The sequence below is a fragment of the Nitriliruptor sp. genome (assembly GCF_040882075.1).
Lineage (GTDB): Bacteria > Actinomycetota > Nitriliruptoria > Nitriliruptorales > Nitriliruptoraceae > Nitriliruptor.
Map to the genome: position 1 here is coordinate 1 of NZ_JBBEBZ010000058.1, position 1,032 is coordinate 1,032.

The 1,032-nt window shown below is 65.0% G+C and carries 1 protein-coding gene; it reads right to left on the minus strand.

What is annotated here, in order from left to right:
• A partial coding sequence (locus WEB03_RS02830; RefSeq protein WP_368069455.1) for an IS481 family transposase occupies positions 1–949 on the minus strand: 949 nt, incomplete at its 3' end.
• Positions 950–1,032 lie beyond the last annotated feature (83 nt).

The window sequence follows — 1,032 nt, forward strand, 5'->3', positions numbered from 1 at the left end:
TGTGGAGCCTCAACAGGTTGTCCTGGGTCAGCCCGAGGCGACTGATTGGCGGTTTCGAGTTTAGGCTGCCGTGAGGACGATGCCAATTGTATCGGTGGAGCCAGGTCGGCAGTTGGGCGGCGCGGTGTCGTGAGGTCGGATATGCCACTGCGTAAGCCCATTCGCGCAGGGCCGTCTGGATGAAGCGCTCGGCCTTGCCGTTGGTCCTTGGCGTATAGGGCCTTGTCCTGACATGCTTGAGGCCGAGGTCGCGACAGGCTTTGGCGAAGGCTTTCGAGCGGTAGCATGAGCCGTTGTCGGTCATGACGCGGGTGACGGTGACGCCGAGGCTGGCATAGTAGGCCACAGCGGCCTCGAGGAAGGCGACGGCGCTCTCCTTGCGTTCGTCGGGCAGGATCTGGCTGAAGGCGACGCGGGAGGCGTCGTCGATGCAGACATGGACGAACTCCCAGCCGGCGCCGCGCGACTTGCCCTGTTGCGGATCGCCGGTGATGCGGTGGCCGATGCGCTCGAACCGGCCGAGCTTCTTGATGTCGATGTGGATCATCTCGCCGGGATGTTCGCGTTCATAGCGTTTGACCGGCTCGGCCGGCTCGAGGTCCCTGAGGCGCGACAGCCCCGCCCGCTTCAAGACCCGGCTGACGGTGGCCGGCGAAACGCCGACCTCGATCGCGATGTGACTGCCGGTCCAGCGCTGACGGCGCAAGGCCACGATGCGCTCGGCCACCGGCTGTTCGGTCATGCCGGGCATGACATGGGGCCGGGACGAGCGGTCGGTCATGCCGCCGCGTCCTTCGGCCTTGAAACGCTCGACCCAGCGCGCCACGATCTTGGCCGACACACCATACGTCCGCCCCGCATGGGCTTTGGAAAGACCGCCTTCAATGACGGCCCGCGCCATCTCCTCTCGACGCAGCGGCGTCAGACGGGCATTCTTGTGGATGTTCATTCGGACCCTCCGGTGAGTGCTGAAGCTTGGTAACTCCAGTCTCCTCGGTCCGGTCCGAATGGACAACCTCCTGAAAGCCCACA